Source organism: Nocardia sp. NPDC050378 (assembly GCF_040655675.1).
In the GTDB taxonomy this organism is placed as follows: Bacteria; Actinomycetota; Actinomycetes; order Mycobacteriales; family Mycobacteriaceae; genus Nocardia; species Nocardia coubleae.
Genome location: NZ_JBFAKI010000018.1, coordinates 49650 through 65008 on the forward strand (window position 1 = coordinate 49650; position 15359 = coordinate 65008).

Here is a 15359-nt window from a genome sequence, read left to right on the forward strand (position 1 = left end):
GTGTACTGTCCGAAGCGTTAACGAAACTATAGACCCCTTAGGAGTTCTCATGGAGTATCGGCGGCTCGGCGCTTCGGGTCTGCACGTTCCCGCGCTCGGTTTCGGGGCAGGCACCTTCGGCGGGCGTGGTCCCCTGTTCAGCGCGTGGGGCGATACCGACGCGGCCCAGGCCAGGCGGTTGATCGACGTCAGCCTCGAGGCCGGAGTCACCCTGTTCGACACGGCAGATGTCTATTCCGACGGTGCGTCCGAGGAGGTGCTCGGTGCCGCGATCAAGGGCAGGCGCGACAAGGTGTTGCTGTCCACCAAGTCGGCGCTACCCATCGGGCCCGGCGCCGACGACGCCGGTGCGGGCCGGGCCAGGCTCATCCGAGCGGTCGATGCGTCGCTGCACCGCCTCGGCACCGACTACCTCGACCTGTTCCAGCTGCACGCCTTCGACGCGGGCACGCCGCTGCTCGAAACACTCTCGGCACTGGGCGATCTCGTGCAGGCGGGCAAGATCCGCTATGTCGGTGTCTCCAACTTCGCCGGTTGGGAACTGATGAAGACCCTGGCTACCGCCGAGGCGCACGGCCTACCGAAACCCGTTGCGCACCAGGTCTACTACTCGCTCGTCGGACGCGACTACGAGTGGGAGCTCATGCCGCTCGGCGCGGATCAGGGTGTCGGCGCGGTGGTGTGGAGCCCGCTCGGCTGGGGTCGTCTCACCGGGAAAGTCCGCCGTGGCCAGCCGCTTCCGGCAGGCAGCCGACTGCACGACACGGCGCAAGCCGGCCCACCCGTCGACAACGAGCACCTCTACGACATCGTCGACGTCCTCGACACCATCGCCGCCGAGACCGGCCGCAGCGTCCCACAGATCGCCCTGAACTGGCTGCTCACCCGTCCCACCGTCGCCACCGTCCTGATCGGCGCCCGCAACGAGGAACAGCTGCGGCAGAACCTCGCCGCCGTCGGCTGGCAACTCGACCCCGAACACCTCGCCGCCCTCGACGCGGCGAGCGCGACCACACCGCCGTACCCCTACTACCCGTACCACCGCTTACCGGACTTCGCCCGGCTCAACCCGCCCGTGGTCCGCGCCGCGTGATCAGTACACGTCGCGCACGTAGCGCTTCTCTGCGACCAGTTGCTTCTTGAAGGCCAGCGCGCCCGCCTCGTCGAGCTTGCCGTGGATGCGGGCGATCCGCAGCAGGGTGTCGTCGACGTCTTTGGCCATGCGAGCGGCGTCGCCGCACACGTAGAAGTGGGCGCCCTCGCACAGCCACGACCACAACTCGGCACCGTGCTCGATCATCCTGTGCTGCACATAGATCCGCTCGCGCTGATCACGAGAAAAAGCCAGGTCGAGTCGGGTGAGGAAGCCCGAGCGGAACATGTCCTCCAGCTCGGTGCGGTAGTAGAAGTTGTGTGCCGCGTGCTGGTCGCCGAAGAACAACCAGTTGCGCCCGGTCGCGCCGACGGCCCGGCGTTCGTGCAGGAACCCACGGAAAGGAGCGATACCGGTACCGGGGCCGACCATGATCATCGGCACGGTCGGGTCGAGCGGTGGACGGAAATGCGGTGCCCGCTGGAGGAAGATCGGCACCTCGGCACCGGCGCGGTCGGCCAGGAAGGTCGAGCACACCCCGCCTCGGCGCACCGAATCACCCACCGGGTCGCCGTAGCGCAACACACCTACCGTCAGCTGCACCTCGTCGGGCGTGGTCAGCGGGCTGGAGGAGATCGAATACTGGCGCGGCTGCAGCTTTTTCAGTGCACCGAGCCAGTCGACCAGGTCGGTCCGCACCGGGAAGTCCCGCAACACGTCCACGGCTTGGCGGTCCCACAGGTAACTCGCCAACTCGTTGCGGTTGTCCCGGCGCAGCAGTTTGGCCAGCTGGGGGTGCGGGTTCCGTTCGGCGATGAAACCCAGCAGATCGTTGCTCACCTTGGTGATGTCGTACTGCGTGCGCAGTGCGTCGGCGAGCGGCAGCTCCCGCCCGTCGACCTCCACCGCCCGTCGTCCGTCGAGGCCGGTGGTCTCGAGCCATTCCGCCACGAGGTCGTCACCGTTGGTCGGCAGCACACCCAGGGAATCGCCCACCTCGTAGGTGGCATCGAGGTTGTGCAGGTCGAAGCCGAAGCGGCGCACCTCTTTCGGTGATCCCGGCGCGCTCAGCACGTCGTTGCGCATGAGGGTGGCGAGTACGGGGGACTGACGGGTGAAGGGTGCGGCGGGTGCTCGCCGCGAAGGTGTGGTCTGCGGGCGATCGAGGACGGAGGCGCCGCCTCGACCGCTCGGTCGACTCGCGGCCTGCGCGGGATAAGGCTGGGGCGCGGCCCCCTGCATGGCGGAGTGCTGGGTCGTCGCCGTGAATCCAGGGGGCCATGTCCCTGTTGGTACAGGTCCGGATCCCGGCATGGCAGGGGCCGTCGACCCGGGTAGGGCCGTGCCGAAGTGGTTGCCTGCGCCGGCCGAGGGGGAACCGACGAGTGGCGCTGCGGGCGGGAAAGTGGTTGCGGGCGGGACGGAGCCGAATCGGGGCGTGCCCGCGGTTGAGGGGATGCCGGTCAGCGGAGATTCGGCTGAACTCGTGCCGAATGTTGTGGGAGTGCCGGCCGGTGAACCGACGCCGGACGGTGAACCGACGCCGGAGGGCGAACCGGGGCCGGACGGTGACGAACCGGGTGACGTGTCCAGGTTCGGGGTGAGGGCGGCGAGGACATCGGTGAGCCACTGGTCGGCGGCGTCGTCGAAATCGGGTTCGCTGTCGACGCGGGGGAGTAGGCGGTCGGCGCCGCGCGCGGCGAGAAGGGTGTCGAGGGTGCGGCCGTGCCCGCAGAAGTCGTCGTAGGAGGAGTCGCCGAGGGCGAAGACCGCGTAGCGGACTCGGGGGAGGCGGACGGCGGTGTCCTCGAGCCGGGCGAGGAAGTCGGCACCGTTGTCCGGTGGACCACCGTCACCGAAGGTGCTGGTGACGACGAGAACATCGCCTTCCAGCGCGGTGGGCTCGCAGGAGTCCATGTCGAGCAGCCTGGGCGTGAACCCGCCATCGGCGAGCCGCGCCGCCACCGAGGCGGCCAGCTCCTCAGCGTTGCCGGTTTGCGAAGCCCACAACACCGTCACAGTTGTGGATAACGCACCACCCGCTCCCGCCTCGGCTCCGCCCGCCGAGACGCCTACGGCACCCGGTCGGCCGCGAACCCCATCGCCGGTGGGTCCGCCGTCGGCTACCGCACCGCCTGAGCTGAAGTCTCCGAAGGGAGGGTTACCGAACGGCTGCCCACCGACGGGCATTCCGGTGCCAGGGCTACCGGCGGATTCCCCGGCAGTGCCGGGGCCCCGGGAGTACATGCCGGCCAACATGCCGTCGATCCACAAGCGGGCGTGCGGTGACAGCGGGGCGGTGGCAGGCAGCACGGGCTGACCGGAAACCGGAAGAGATTGCAGCGCAGCGAGATACCCACCGAGATAGATGCGCTCGGCCTCGCTGAGTAACGGCGAGATCCCCGCATCGAGCCCGAGCATCACAGCCAACGGATGCGGACCACCGTGACCGGGCCCCGGGACCCACGGGCTCTCCGGGGCGAGCCCAACCGGTTGACCGGTGTCGGCTGACGGCTGACCAGTGTGCGCGCCCGGCGGTGCGGGTTGCCCGGCCGGCATGGCGTGTTGAGGCAGCTCGCCGGCCTGTGGGGGACCTTGCTGCATCGGAACTCCCGTCGAGGATTCCGGCGCCGGACCCACACGGCGCAGCGCGACCGCGCACGCTTTGAACTCCGGTTGCAGGGAGGTGGGGTCGACGGCGTCGTTGGTGACGGCGTTGATCGTCAGGTATTCGCCCTGTTCGTCATTCCAGTGGAAAGGAGCGAAGCAGTCGCCGGGACGGACCCGGTCGCTGATGCGGACCGGGAGAACGGCCCGCCCACGACGGGAGGTGATTTCGAGCTGATCGCCAGGTTTCAGATCGAGGCGGGCGGCATCGTCGGGGTGCACCTCGACGAACGGTTCCGGGTTGAGTTTGGTCAATTTGGTGACCTTGCCGGTTTTGGTCATGGTGTGCCACTGATGTTGCAGCCGACCGGTATTGAGCAGGAAGGGGTAGTCGTCATCAGGGAGTTCGGCAGCGGGCAGGTGGGGGCGTGGGAAGAACACCGCGCGCCTGCTCGGCGTGGCGAAGGCCAGCGCGGGGGTGTGACCGTCGGCGTCTACGTGCAGCGGCTGGTGGATGCCATCGTTGCGGTAGCGGATCGGGTTGCGTGGGCTGTCACTGTCGTTGCACGGCCACTGCATCGGGCCCGCACGCAGGCGGTCGTAACTCATACCGCTCAGGTCGTAGCCGGTGGTGGGATTGGTGAACCGGCGCAACTCGTCGAAAACCTCGGCGCTGGACGTGAAGTCGAAACCGGGGAAACCCATGGTGGTGGCCACCTGGGCGATGAGCAGCCAATCGGGCCGGGCTTCACCGACCGGGTCGACGGATCGGCGCAACAAGGTGACATTGCGTTCCGAATTCACCATCACCGCATCGCTTTCCGCCCACAGCGTCGCGGGCAGCAGCAGATCGGCATAGGAGTTGGTCGCGGTCTCGGTGTAGGCGTCCTGCACCACCACGAGTTCGGCCGCCTCGAGCCCGGCGATCACCGTCTTCCGGTTGGCAACGGTGGCAACGGGATTGGTGCAGATGATCCACGCCGCCTTGATCTCACCGTCGGCGAGACCGGCGAACATGTCGATGGTTCCCGGCCCCGCTTCGGTGCGCAGCGTGCCCTCGGGCAGGTCCCACGCGGTCTCGACGAAGGCGCGGTCGGCGGGGGAGAGCAGGCTGCGCTGACCGGGCAGCCCCGGCCCCATGTAACCCATCTCGCGCCCGCCCATCGCGTTGGGCTGGCCGGTGAGCGAGAACGGCCCACTGCCGGGTCGGCAGATCGCACCGGTGGCCAGGTGCAGGTTGATCAGGGCATTGGTGTTCCAGGTGCCGTGCGTGGACTGGTTGAGCCCCATCGTCCACAGCGACATCCACTCGCCCGCCTCGCCGATCATGGTCGCCGCGGTCCTGATGTCGGCTTCGGCGAGCCCGGTGAGTTCGGCGACCCGTTCCGGCGGGTAGTCGGCGAGGAACTCGGGCATCGCCTCCCAGCCCTCGGTGTGTTCGGCGATGAAGTCGGTGTCGATGGCGCCGTCGGCGACGAGCAGGTGCAGCAGGCCGTTGAGCAGGGCGAGGTCGGTGCCCGGCGCGATCTGCAGGAACAGGTCGGCGCGCGCGGCCGTTTCGGTGCGCCGTGGGTCGACCACGATCAGTTTGGCGCCGGCTTTGAGCTGGTCGGCCATGCGAAGGAACAGGATCGGATGGCAGTCGGCCATGTTCGCGCCGGTGACGAAGAACAGGTCGGCGTGCTCGAAGTCGTCGTAGGAACCGGGGGGCCCGTCCGCACCGAGCGACTGTTTGTAGCCGGTGCCCGCGCTGGCCATGCACAGCCGCGAGTTGGCTTCGATGTGTTTGGTGCGCAGGTACCCCTTGGCGAGTTTGGTCGCCAGGTATTGGGCCTCCAGCGACATCTGCCCGGACACGTAGAGCGCGATGGCGTCGGGCCCGTGTTCGTCGAGGATCGCCCGCAACCGGTCGGCGATTTCGCGCACCGCGTCGTCCACCGGCAGCGCGACGGGGGCCTGTCCACGTTCGGGGCGGCGGTAGGCCGTGGTCATCCGGCCGGGCGCCGCCATCATCTCCGCGTGCGTCGCGCCCTTGGTGCAGAGCCTGCCCGCGTTGGCGGGGTGCAATTTGTCGCCGCTCACCTTGGCGATCACCGGTGCGCCGGACTGGTCGATCGTGGTCCGAACGCAGATGCCGCAGCCGACGCCGCAGTACGAGCACTGCGTGCGCACAGAGTCGTCGCCGGTCATGCGCGTCCCCCTCGGCATGCTCGGGCGCCCTGCGTGGTGACGCGGGTAGGCGTGTCCGGGCGCTGACCTGTCATGGCACCGATCATCCGCACCCGGCGTTGCGCTCGATTTAACGAACGTTATGTCCAGGTGACAATCGACCTCACCGGTCGAAATTCCGGCTGTGAGGTTGCCGCCGAAATATAGTCCCTGATCAGGGGATCTTTCGAGGTTTGCCGCAGATCCGAGCGGGTGACCGGCGTGACCGGACTCACCCGGTGAAATCGGCCCAGGTCAGCCCATTTTGTAGCCGCGATGCAGGGCGACGACGCCGCCGGTGAGGTCACGCCACTGCACCGAGTCCCAGCCCGCGTCGGCGATGCGCCTGGCCAGCCTGCGCTGGTTGGGCCACGCCCGGATCGACTCGGCCAGGTACACGTAGGCATCCGGGTTGGAGCTCACCGCGCGCGCCACCCGGGGCAGCGCCTTCATGAGGTACTCCATGTAGACGGTGCGGAACGGCCCGAACACCGGGGTCGAGAACTCGCACACCACGAGCCGACCGCCCGGCTTGGTGACGCGCAGCATCTCGCGCAACGCCAGGTCGATATCGGCCACATTGCGCAGACCGAAGGAGATGGTCACCGCATCGAACGAGTCGTCGGCGAACGGCAGCGCCATCGCGTCGCCCGCCACCATCGGCACCTGCCGGAACCGGCCCGCGGCGAGCATGCCCTGGGAGAAGTCGGCGGCCACACACCAGGCGCCGGACTTGCCGAGTTCCACGGTGGACACACCGGTGCCCGCGGCCAGGTCGAGCACCCGCTCACCGGGGCGAAGGGCGAGCGCGCGTCGTGTCGCCCACCGCCAGTACCGGTCCTGACCACCGGAGATGACCGTGTTGGTGAGGTCGTAGCGTTTCGCCACACCGTCGAACATCGACGCGACCTCGTGGGGTTGCTTGTCCAGCGAAGCCCGAATCGGTTCCCGCTGCTCTGTTGTCGCCACGATTCGAGCTTATCCGCCCGCTTCGGGCTAGGCCGAGCGCGGCAACCGCTGCCGCATCCCGGTGACATCGGCGTAGTGGCCCATCAGTTCGGTGCAGATGGCGGGCCAGGTGCGGTGCAGCACCGACTTGCGGGCCGCGGCCGCGAACCGGGCACGCTGATCGGCGTCGCGCAGCGCCGACACCGCGCTCGGCAGCAGTTCGGCGAACCGGTCCACCGGCAGCAGATAACCGTTGCGGCAGTGCGCGATCAGGTCACGCGGGCCGCCGGCGTCGGGCCCGATCACCGGCACCCCCGACGACAACGCTTCCTGCACGCCCTGGCAGAACGTCTCGTGGTCGCCCGGATGCACCATCACATCGAGGCTGGCGTAATGGGTGGCCAGTTCGGACCCGCCGAGTTCGCCGGTGAACACCGCGCGTGGCATCAGCCTGCTCAGCCGCGCCCGCTCCGGCCCGTCACCGACCACGACGAGCTGAATGGAGGGGTCGTCGGCGAGCGCGGACAACCTGTGCACGTGCTTCTCCGGCGCGAGCCTGCCGACGAACCCGACCACCAACCGCTCGCTAGATCCCAGCCAGCTCGCCCGCAATTCGGCACTGCGCGCGGCTGGGTCGAACCGGTCGATATCGACGCCGCGCCCCCACCGGTGCACCCGGGGAATTCCGTGTTCAGCGAGGTCGGCCGCGGCCGCCGACGAGGGGGCGAGCGTGCGCGTCGCTCCCTCGTGGATCCGGCGCGTCCATGCCCAGGCCGCCCGCGCGGCCAGTCCGAGCCCGTAGCTCTTGGCGAAACCGGCCACATCGGTCTGGTACACCGCGATGGAGGGCAGGTCGAGGCGGGTGGCAGCGGCGAGCCCGCCCGCGCCCAGCAGAAACGGCGAGGCCAAATGCACCACGTCCGGGTCGAACTCGGCGATCGCGGCGGTGATCCCGGGTTGTGGCAGGCCGACGGGCAGTGAACTCACCTTCGGCACCATCATCGCGGGCACCCGATGCACCGGGAACCGGCCGTGCAGGCGCGGGGCGGGCGGTGCGCCGCGCAGCGTATCGGGCGCCACGATCATGGCATCGTGCCCGTGCTGGTCCAGGTGATCGAGCACCCGGAGCACGGAATTGACGACGCCGTTCATGTTCGGCAGGAAAGACTCCGAGACGATGGCTACGCGCACACTCCAAGAGTGACCGCCACACCGCGCGCCACGCCCACACCGACATGAAGCCAGGACGAACAGCAGGGGAAAGTTACTTCGCGCGCTGCTTGCGTCGCACCAGCCACAAGGCGGGCAGCGCGAGCGCCCACACCACCACGATCACCGACGCGGCCGGCACGATCGCCACCCGCGCGTCGCGTCCGGCCACCCGGACCAGGTCTGGGTCGCGGGTGCTGTACTCCACGTTGATGCGCTGACCGGCGGTGAGATTGGTGGGGTAGAGGATCCCGACCTTCGGATTGTGGGTGACGCTGTCGGGCGTCACATACATCACCGCCGAACGCAGCCGCCCGGCCGAGAGCACTTCACCGGAGGTGACCCCGCGGTTGTGCTCGATCTCGTAATCGTTGCGCCACGCCGCGAGTACCAGCAGCACCATGAGCACGCTGATCACCGTCGCGGTACCGAGGATTCCGGTACGAACCCGCCGCAGGCGATCGGAGTACCTATCCGACTGGCTGGTTTCCGACACCACGCCACCCTAGCGGTGGGCTGCACTAGCGTGTGCCACCATGTCCCGAAAATTCAGCTTCACCGTGCCTTATGCCGTCCCGGTCGAAGATCTTCACCGGGCACTCGTCGACGACGCGATCTGGCAGGAGCGGTTCGCCGCCGCCGAGACCGCGACGCTGGAACTCTCCCATCCCGACGGACCGGATTCGATCCGCATCGAGATGACCGAAACACCCGGCCGGGACAAGGTTCCCGCACTGGTCCGCAAGGTTCTCAAGAGCGATCTCGTGCTCGCCCGCACCGATGTCTGGCAGCCGCTGGACGGCGAGGTCGCCAAGGGCAGCTTCACCGGGCGCACCGGCGGCATCACCACCGAGATGTCGGGCACCTACGAGTTGCGTCCCACCGCCGAGGGCAGCGAGATCGAGGTCGTCGGCACCGTCACCGTCAAGGTGCCCCTGGTCGGCGGCGCCATCGAACCCTTGGCCGAACAACTGCACCAGCGCGTCCTCAACAGCGAACGTAAGTTCATCGAGGGCTGGTTCGCGAAGCTCAGCTGAACGGCGCCAGTTCGTCGGCGCGTAGGGAAGCGCGACCGGCCGTTCGCCACAGGCGGGCGGTCAGGTCGTCGTCCTCGTCGGTCACCAGGTTGCCCATCACGCGAACGGCGGTGCGCTGCAAGTACTTCGAGCGCATCACCGGCGGGCCGCCGAGGGGGACCATCTTCGGGTGCGTGGCCAGCCCGGCCAGCCTGCGGGCCACGGAGAACGTGCGCCCGTAGCGCTCGCGCAGCAGTTGCGGCCACACCCGCGTCAGGTCCGGTTCATCGAGCAGGTCGGCGAGCAGATGACCGCCTTCGAGCCCGTAGTCGATGCCTTCGCCGTTGAGCGGATTCACACAGCCCGCGGCGTCACCGACCAGCACCCAGTTGCGTCCGGCCACATTCGACACGGCCCCGCCCATCGGCAGCAGCGCCGAGGCCACCGCGCGCAGTTGGCCCTCGAACTCCCATTCCTCGCGGCGCAGCCGGGTGTAGTGCTCGAGCAGCGGTTTCAGCGCGATATGCGACGGCCGTGCCTCGGTGGCCAGCGATCCGACACCGATATTCACCTCACCGTTGCCGAGCGGGAAGATCCAGCCGTAACCGGGGACGAGCTGGTCGTCGGCATTGCGCAATTCCAGGTGCGAGGAGATCCACTGGTCGTCGCTGCGGCCGGAGGTGATGTAGGCGCGCGCGGCGGTGCCGTAGGCGTAGCGGCGATGCCAGGTGCGGCCGAGCTGTTTGCCGACGGGGGAGCGAACCCCGTCGGCGACGACGAGCACCCGGCAGTTCACGGTGTGCGTGGTGTCGCCGATACGCACGGTCACCCCGGTGACCCGGTCGCCGTCGCGCAGCACCTCGGTGACCTTCGCGCCGTCGACCATCCGGGCACCGGACTTGATCGCCGTTTCCCGCAACGTGTTGTCGAGTTCGGTTCGCGGAACGGCACTTCCGTAGGTGGGAAACGACCCGCCCGGCCAGGGCAGCAGTGCCTCACGCCCGAACCCGGCCATCCGTAAACCATGGTTCACCGTGTGCGCACGCAACCACTCGCCGAGCCCGAGATGTTCCAATTCGGCGGTGGCGCGCGGGGTGAGACCGTCACCGCAGGTCTTGTCGCGCGGGAAGACGGCCGAATCGAGCAGCAGCACATCGCGTCCGGCGCGGGCCGCCCACGCCGCCGAGGCGGAACCCGCAGGTCCGGCGCCCACCACGAGCACCTCTACGGTGTCGGGCAGCGTCGCGTGGTCGGCGGGGACGACATCCGGTGAACCCATGGCTCAATACTGGCACCTCGCGCGGTTGTGCGAGAGTGTCGGGTGCACCGGGAAATCTCACGTGTGACGGGGTTCATCGGCTGTAGCGCAGGAACACGCTAGGTTGCTACCCGTCGGGGTCGGACGCATCGCTGGGAGAAACTAATGAGCACATCGGCTGTGAGCGACGAGAGCACCGTGGTTGCCGGGGTCGATCTCGTCGATCCGGAACTCGCCGCCACCGTGCGCGACGGGTTGGCCGCAGTCGAGAAACTGCTCGTCGACGAACTCTCCGACGGCGAGGAATTCCTGCAGGAGGCCGCGCTGCATCTGGCCAGGGCGGGCGGCAAGCGGTTCCGGCCACTGTTCACGCTGCTCACCGGTCAGCTCGGCCCCAATCCCACCGATCCGGCGCTGGTCACCGCGGGTACGGTCGTCGAACTCGTGCACTTGGCCACCCTCTACCACGACGACGTGATGGACGAGGCCACCCAGCGACGCGGCGCCGAGAGTGTGAACTCGCGCTGGGGCAACAACATCGCCATCCTCGCGGGCGACTACCTGTTCGCCCACGCCTCCCGCCTCACCTCGACCCTCGGCCCCGACGCGGTGCGCATCATCGCCGAGACGTTCGCCGAGCTGGTCACCGGTCAGATGCGGGAAACCATGGGTGCCAAGCAGACCCAGGACCCCGTCGAGCACTACCTAAAGGTGGTGTGGGAGAAGACCGGTTCGCTCATCGCCGCCGCGGGCCGCTTCGGTGGCACCTTCTCCGGCGCCGACAACGAGCACGTCGAACGCCTGGCCCGCCTCGGTGACGCGGTCGGCACCGCGTTCCAGATCTCCGATGACATCATCGACATCTCCTCGTCGTCGGAACAGTCCGGCAAGACGCCAGGCACCGACCTGCGCGAAGGCGTGCACACCCTGCCCGTGCTCTACGCCCTGCGCGAGTCCGGCGCCGACGGCGACCGGCTGCGCTCCCTGCTCGACCATCCCCTCACCACCGACGCCGAGGTCGACGAGGCCCTCGAGCTGCTGCGCCGCTCACCCGGCATGGCGATGGCCAAGGACAAGCTGCAGGAATACGCCGACCTGGCCGACGCCGAGCTGGCCGCCCTGCCCGCAGGCCCCGCCAACGACGCCCTCACCCGACTCGTCCGCTACACCATCGAACGAGTCGGCTGACCCGGAACTTCTCGCCCCCCGCACCCGTTCAACAAACGCGAGTTGCCGTAGCGCACCCCTGCGTGTGCGAACGCAACACCGGGTTTCGCACGAACATGGGTAACTCACCGGGAACGGGCTGGCCAGACCACCACGTCCGTCTGGCCGCCCACACGAGCCTGCACGCACCTCAGTCTGGCCAGAATCCCGGAGAGGCGGAACAGAGAGGCGGAACTGCATGTTGAGGACCTGCGGGTTGATGGTCGCCATGTCGGCGCTCATCGTCGCCATCGGCGCGATGTTCCGCAGCCCGACCATCCTCGTCATCTCGATCGTGCTGGCCGTGGCGATGAACGCCTACGCCTATTTCAACAGCGACAAGCTGGCGTTGAAGGCCATGCACGCCCAACCGGTGAGCGAGCTGGAAGCCCCGGTCGTGTACCGCATCGTGCGGGAGCTGGCGACCACGGCGCGACAGCCGATGCCGCGCCTCTACATCAGCCCGACCAACGCGCCCAACGCCTTCGCCACCGGGCGCAACCCCCGGCATGCGGCGGTGTGCTGTACCAGCGGCATCTTGCAGTTACTCGACGAACGAGAGCTGCGCGCGGTGCTCGGCCACGAACTGTCGCACGTCTACAACCGCGACATTCTCATCTCGTCGGTGGCGGGCGCGATGGCCTCGGTCATCACCGGCCTGGCCAACTTCGCGTTCCTGGCCAGTTCGTTCGGCAACCGCGACGGGCAGGGCCCCAATGTCATCGGTGTGTTGCTGGTCTCGCTGCTCGGCCCGATCGCGGCCGGGCTGATCAAGATGGCGGTGTCCCGTTCCCGCGAGTACCAGGCCGACCGATCCGGCGCCGAACTCACCGGCGACCCACTCGCCCTCGCCTCGGCACTGCGCAAGATCGAACGGGGTGTCCAGGCGGCCCCCCTGCCGCCGGACCCGAAGATCACCAGCGAATCGCACCTGATGATCGCCAACCCGTTCCGCGCGGGCGACCGCATCGCCCGCTGGTACTCCACCCACCCCCCGACCGCCGATCGCATCAAGCGGCTCGAGGAAATGGCGGGCGGAACGCACCGGTACTGAGGAACTAGCGGTAGTTCACGAACTGCAGCGCGATACCGAAGTCCTCGCCCTTGAGCAGCGAGATCACGGCCTGCAGATCGTCGCGCTTCTTGCTGCTCACCCGCAGCTCGTCGCCCTGGATCTGCGCCTTCACGCCCTTGGGGCCCTCGTCGCGAATCTTCTTGGAGATCTTCTTGGCCTTCTCGGTGTCGATGCCCTGCACCAGCGTGCCGGTGATCTTGAACACCTTGCCCGAGGCCTGCGGCTCGCCTGCGTCGAACGCCTTGAGCGAGATGTCGCGCCGGATCAGCTTCTCCTTGAACACCTCGAGCGCCGCCTTCACCCGCTCCTCGGCATTGGCGGTGAGCACGATCGCCTCCTCACCGGACCAGGCGATCGAGGCGTCGGTGCCCTTGAAGTCGTAGCGGGAGTTCAGCTCCTTCTCCGCCTGATGCAGCGCATTGTCGACCTCCTGCCGGTCGACCTTGCTCACCACGTCGAATGACGAATCAGCCACACTGCGCTCCTGTTCTTCGGAAGGTCCGTAAAACTCCGCGGCAAGACTGCCTCACCGCCGAGACAGTTGTACCCGCAACGCGCCGTAGCGCGCGCCCGCAGGGGGTCTGTGCAGGCGGTTTGCATCCCCGGGGTGGGTTCGTTGTAAGCTGCTCAGCGCACCGGAAACGGCGCACAAGGCAGATTGCCCGAGCGGCCAATGGGAGCAGACTGTAAATCTGTCGGCGCAAGCCTACGTAGGTTCGAATCCTACATCTGCCACATCGAACCCCGTCGATCATCAAGATCGGCGGGGTTCTTTGGTTGTTGCGGTGAGTCCACCACTCTCCCGGTTCCGCTGGGTGTCCAGCAGGTTGAGATGCGGTGAAAAATGCGCCCTGATCAGGCGATTTGGTGGTGATCGTGAAGAGTGTGTAATCTCTTTCAGGACGCCGGAGCACGGGGTCGCTCTGATCGGTTCGCCGACCAAGACTCTGTGCCACGTAGTCATGCCCCCTTAGCTCAGTCGGCAGAGCGTTTCCATGGTAAGGAAAAGGTCAACGGTTCGATTCCGTTAGGGGGCTCGCCGGATTGCCGGTGGTGACCGACTTTCCCGCCGGCCCCACCGTAATAGGTCCGCCGTGGCGGTGTAGCTCAGTCGGTAGAGCAAACGACTCATAATCGTTGTGTCGCCGGTTCAAGTCCGGCCATCGCTACCAATAACGACTCAGCCCAGACCGGAAAGAAGGCATATCGTGGCCGCGAAGTCCACCGATGTCCGGCCAAAGATCACCTTGGCCTGCGAAGAGTGCAAGCACCGCAACTACATCACCAAGAAGAACCGGCGCAACGACCCGGACCGCCTCGAGCTGAAGAAGTTCTGCCCGAACTGCGGCACCCACCGGGCGCACCGCGAATCGCGCTGATTCGAACAAAAACATCTGCCGAAGGCCGGACGAAAGTCCGGCCTTCGTGCGTTTTCCAGACCGGTCGCCAGGGGTGCGCGCGCACAAGTCGGTAATGTGCCACGCTGTGACAGTGAACACCGGAACTGACGAAGCGGTCTCGGCCGCAGCCGCCGAACCATTCGATCCCGCCGCCCACGCGGCCTCGATGGTCGGCCACCACTACCGGGTCGACGACTATTACGAGGTCGGTCGCGAAAAGGTGCGTGAATACGCCCGCGCCGTGCAGGACTACCACCCGGTGCACTGGGACGAGGACATCGCGCGCGAATACGGCCACTCCGGTCTGCTCGCCCCGCTCACCTTCATCTCCCTGGTCGGCATCCTGGCCCAGCGCCGGTTGTTCGAGGAGATCGTCACCGGATACGACCTCAGCCAGATCATGCAGACCGATCAGATCCTGGAATTCCACCGGCCGATCCGGGTCGGCGATCGGCTCACCTGTGACGTTTATCTGCATTCGTTCCGGCAGGCATTCGGCGGCGACATCATCGTGACCAAGAACATCGTCACCGACGCCGACGACGAATTGGTGCTCACCACCTACACCACGCTCATCGGGCGCAGTGGTGGCGATATCGATCCGAATATGTCGGCCGCGGTCCGCAATGTGCTCATGCACGGTCTCGGCGACGACGAACCGGCTCACCACGCCCCGAGCGAAGCCTTCGCCGAGATCACCCCTGACCCGGTGACCAAGAACCCGGAGCCGCACGTCAGCACGCACGCGCTCGCCTTCGAAAGCATCGCTGTCGGCGACGAACTGCCCGCCCGGACCGTCCGGCTCACCCGCGGCGACCTGGTGAACTACGCAGGCGTCTCCGGTGACGCCAATCCCATTCACTGGAGTGACGAGATCGTCAAACTCGTCGGCCTCGACAACGTGGTGGCCCACGGCATGCTCACCATGGGCCTCGGCGGCGGATTCGTCACCTCCTGGCTCGGCGACCCCGGCGCGGTGAAGGAATACAACGTGCGCTTCACCAGCCCCGTCTACGTGCGTGCCGATGCCCCGGCCGAGGTGGATTTCACGGGTAAGGTGAAGTCGGTCGACCCGGAGACCCGAACGGCCGTCGTCGCCATCACGGCGAAATCGGCGGGCAAGAAGATCTTCGGCCGCGCCACGGCAACAGTTCAGCTGGCCTGACCTGGTCGAGCGTCCCGATTGGCACATTGCCCACGCGGTAACGTACACTCGGGACTCTGGGGTCACCGGCTGCTGCGCGCTGACTTCCCGGGAGCCTGCTCCCACGGAAGCGGCGCGCGTGTTGTGTGTGATGCCGACCCTGGAAAAGACGGCTCGCAAGAGCCGATAATCGAA

12 protein-coding genes and 3 tRNA genes are annotated in these 15359 nt (G+C 67.4%); 9 read left to right on the plus strand and 6 right to left on the minus strand.

Annotated elements, in window-relative coordinates; translation table 11 throughout:
- The first annotated feature begins 49 nt into the window (after nucleotides 1–49).
- Nucleotides 50–1093, plus strand: a complete 1044-nt coding sequence (locus tag AB0I35_RS27655) for an aldo/keto reductase (protein WP_357399268.1) — start codon at nucleotides 50–52, stop codon at nucleotides 1091–1093.
- On the opposite strand, the gene AB0I35_RS27660 is transcribed toward AB0I35_RS27655, so the two are convergent.
- The 4 genes from AB0I35_RS27660 to AB0I35_RS27675 form a co-directional block, all read right to left on the minus strand.
- Nucleotides 1094–5890 carry a molybdopterin-dependent oxidoreductase gene (locus AB0I35_RS27660; RefSeq protein ID WP_357399270.1) on the minus strand — a complete coding sequence of 1599 codons (4797 nt, stop codon included), beginning with the start codon at nucleotides 5888–5890 and terminating at the stop codon, nucleotides 1094–1096.
- Between the two features lie 273 nt (nucleotides 5891–6163).
- The gene (locus AB0I35_RS27665) at nucleotides 6164–6877 is read right to left on the minus strand and encodes a demethylmenaquinone methyltransferase (protein WP_067641878.1); all 714 of its coding nucleotides are present in this window, start codon (nucleotides 6875–6877) and stop codon (nucleotides 6164–6166) included.
- A 27-nt stretch (nucleotides 6878–6904) separates the two neighbouring features.
- Nucleotides 6905–8047, minus strand: coding sequence for a glycosyltransferase family 1 protein (locus AB0I35_RS27670; RefSeq protein ID WP_357399271.1), 1143 nt, complete (start codon nucleotides 8045–8047; stop codon nucleotides 6905–6907).
- A gap of 73 nt (nucleotides 8048–8120) precedes the next feature.
- Nucleotides 8121–8561 carry a DUF3592 domain-containing protein gene (locus AB0I35_RS27675; RefSeq protein ID WP_357399272.1) on the minus strand — a complete coding sequence of 147 codons (441 nt, stop codon included), beginning with the start codon at nucleotides 8559–8561 and terminating at the stop codon, nucleotides 8121–8123.
- Nucleotides 8562–8601: 40 nt separating this feature from the next.
- Between AB0I35_RS27675 and AB0I35_RS27680 the strand changes: the two genes are divergently transcribed.
- A complete protein-coding gene (locus AB0I35_RS27680; protein ID WP_067641876.1) occupies nucleotides 8602–9102 on the plus strand; it encodes a DUF2505 domain-containing protein in 501 nt (166 codons plus the stop codon).
- Here the strand turns inward: AB0I35_RS27680 and AB0I35_RS27685 are convergent.
- Entirely contained in the window at nucleotides 9095–10360 is a 1266-nt protein-coding gene (locus tag AB0I35_RS27685) for a geranylgeranyl reductase family protein (RefSeq protein ID WP_357399273.1), read from the minus strand. The two genes, AB0I35_RS27680 and AB0I35_RS27685, sit on opposite strands and share 8 nt — an antisense overlap.
- 144 nt (nucleotides 10361–10504) lie before the next feature.
- Here AB0I35_RS27685 and AB0I35_RS27690 point away from each other — a divergent pair, with 144 nt between their 5' ends.
- Both AB0I35_RS27690 and htpX read left to right on the plus strand, forming a co-directional pair.
- Complete coding sequence (locus AB0I35_RS27690) at nucleotides 10505–11527, plus strand: polyprenyl synthetase family protein (RefSeq protein ID WP_357399274.1); 1023 nt, start codon at nucleotides 10505–10507, stop codon at nucleotides 11525–11527.
- A 217-nt stretch (nucleotides 11528–11744) separates the two neighbouring features.
- The gene (gene htpX, locus AB0I35_RS27695; RefSeq protein WP_357399275.1) at nucleotides 11745–12599 is read left to right on the plus strand and encodes a zinc metalloprotease HtpX; all 855 of its coding nucleotides are present in this window, start codon (nucleotides 11745–11747) and stop codon (nucleotides 12597–12599) included.
- 4 nt (nucleotides 12600–12603) lie between these two features.
- On the opposite strand, the gene AB0I35_RS27700 is transcribed toward htpX, so the two are convergent.
- Nucleotides 12604–13095 carry a YajQ family cyclic di-GMP-binding protein gene (locus AB0I35_RS27700; RefSeq protein WP_067485050.1) on the minus strand — a complete coding sequence of 164 codons (492 nt, stop codon included), beginning with the start codon at nucleotides 13093–13095 and terminating at the stop codon, nucleotides 12604–12606.
- A gap of 177 nt (nucleotides 13096–13272) precedes the next feature.
- Between AB0I35_RS27700 and AB0I35_RS27705 the strand changes: the two genes are divergently transcribed.
- From AB0I35_RS27705 to AB0I35_RS27725, 5 genes are all read left to right on the plus strand, one after another.
- Nucleotides 13273–13355 (plus strand) — tRNA-Tyr (locus AB0I35_RS27705).
- Between the two features lie 229 nt (nucleotides 13356–13584).
- Nucleotides 13585–13657: transfer RNA gene (locus AB0I35_RS27710), tRNA-Thr, on the plus strand.
- 59 nt (nucleotides 13658–13716) lie between these two features.
- Nucleotides 13717–13792 (plus strand) — tRNA-Met (locus tag AB0I35_RS27715).
- A 36-nt stretch (nucleotides 13793–13828) separates the two neighbouring features.
- Nucleotides 13829–13999, plus strand: coding sequence for a 50S ribosomal protein L33 (gene rpmG, locus AB0I35_RS27720; protein ID WP_019049401.1), 171 nt, complete (start codon nucleotides 13829–13831; stop codon nucleotides 13997–13999).
- Nucleotides 14000–14111: 112 nt separating this feature from the next.
- Nucleotides 14112–15185, plus strand: a complete 1074-nt coding sequence (locus tag AB0I35_RS27725; protein ID WP_357399278.1) for a fused (3R)-hydroxyacyl-ACP dehydratase subunits HadA/HadB — start codon at nucleotides 14112–14114, stop codon at nucleotides 15183–15185.
- Nucleotides 15186–15359: the final 174 nt, after the last annotated feature.